Source organism: Microbacterium sp. B24 (assembly GCF_000333415.1).
GTDB lineage: Bacteria > Actinomycetota > Actinomycetes > Actinomycetales > Microbacteriaceae > Microbacterium.
Genome location: NZ_BADB01000286.1, coordinates 1 through 1,576, shown reverse-complemented (window position 1 = coordinate 1,576; position 1,576 = coordinate 1). Strand labels below are relative to the sequence as shown.

Sequence of the window (1,576 nt, the reverse complement as noted above, 5' to 3'; positions counted from 1 at the left end):
CGAGCTCGGTCCCGGGGATCCTCTAGAGTCCGAGTCTACCCCGTCGATGCCTCCCGTGACGAATCGAGCAGGCTGTCGTCCTCGCGACGCGCGCGCAGCGTGAGCACCGACGCCTCGGGACGGCATCCGAAGCGCACCGGAGCGTAGATCGAGTGTGGCGGCGGCGAGGGTGGTTGCGCCGAGTCGGTCGATGAATCCGCGTCGGGTGCGGTGCGAGATCACGATTTTCCTTACAGTCGAGAGGGAGAAGTCATCCGCCTTCGCCCGCACCGATCAGGTAGCGGGGAAGGGGCGGCGGTCACCCAGACTGCGGGCCGTGCGCGGCGCGCACGGCAACGGGGCGTGAATCGCGACTGACGTCGGCTGATGGATCTCGTGAGCGTCGGTTGTGGACGCGCTGAGAGGGGTGCTCCCGAGGAGCGGTCGGCGCGTCAGCCGGCGGTGACCGGCATGAGCAGCAAGTTCTGCTTCGTGTCCGATACAGCGACCCAGCCGTCGCCGAACTGGTACGTCATGCCGTATCCCTTGTCATCCACGGTGATCACGCGCGACGGGTCCTGCGTGATGTAGAAGCCCGAATCGGCCGGCTCGCGGCGCCAGCCCTCCTTCTCGAGCTGTGCGGCCACGGTCTCGGCGTCGGCGGTGCTGATGGGTGCCCAGCCGAACTCGATGAGGTTGCCCGATGCGACCGAGTAGTTCGCCCAGGTGCAGATCAGTCCACCGTCGATCGGTGCGCTCGGCGGCTGGGTTTCGAACGTGAAGGGCGTCTGCTTGGCTGTCCATCCCTTGCTCTTGAACTCGGCGAGGGTGTCGGAGACGATCATGCTGTCGCAGGTCACGGCGCCGCCCGTCGTCGGCGAGGCATCTGGCGTCGGCCCGGGCAGCGCCTCGGTCGGCGTGGGTGACACGGCGTTGCCGGTGGGAGTCGGATCGGCCGAGGGTGCGGCTGACGTGCAACCGCTCAGCAGAAGAGCCGTTGCGAGGGCGACGGTGGACAGCGCGAGGGGTGCGAAGCGTGCACGTGTCATCGGCGGGGGTCCGATCGGTCAGGAGATGGCGGGCGAAGCGCCGAGGAGGGAGAGGAAGTCGTGATGAAGACGTCCGTTGGTCGCGAGCGACGAGCGCGACGACAGCGAGTCGGCTCCGTCGATGTCGGTGAACCTGCCGCCGGCTTCGTGGACGATCGGCACGAGGGCGGCGATGTCGTACTCCTTGACGCCGAACTCCGCCACGAACTCGAGTCGCCCCTCAGCGAGGAGCATGTAAGGCCAGGTGTCGCCGTAGCCGCGGTCGCGCCAGACTGCGCGGCTGAGGCGCAGCAGATCGTCGGCGCGGCCGACCTCGTCCCATTGCGCGAGCGACTGGAAGCTCACGCTGGCCTCGGCGACCGCGTCGACGTTCGACACACCGAGGCGACGCGCGCCGCCGTCCGGAGTGTTGGTCCAGGCGCCGTGACCGGATGCCGCCCACCAGCGCCGCCCGAGGGCCGGCTGGCTGGCCACCCCGACGCGGGGCACGCCGTCGATGGCGAGGGCGATGAGGGTCGTCCACATCGGGATGCCCTTGAGGTAGTGGC

General features: G+C 68.9%; 3 protein-coding genes. All 3 read right to left on the bottom strand.

The window, feature by feature from the left end:
- On the bottom strand, positions 1-222 hold a 222-nt coding region (locus I5I_RS17275), incomplete at its 3' end, for a hypothetical protein (protein ID WP_204365817.1).
- A gap of 209 nt (positions 223-431) precedes the next feature.
- Positions 432-1,028 (bottom strand): hypothetical protein, encoded by a 597-nt coding sequence (locus I5I_RS07435; RefSeq protein WP_036318185.1) that lies wholly within the window; start codon positions 1,026-1,028, stop codon positions 432-434.
- 18 nt (positions 1,029-1,046) lie between these two features.
- On the bottom strand, positions 1,047-1,576 hold a 530-nt coding region (locus tag I5I_RS07430; RefSeq protein WP_036318184.1), incomplete at its 5' end, for an inositol monophosphatase family protein.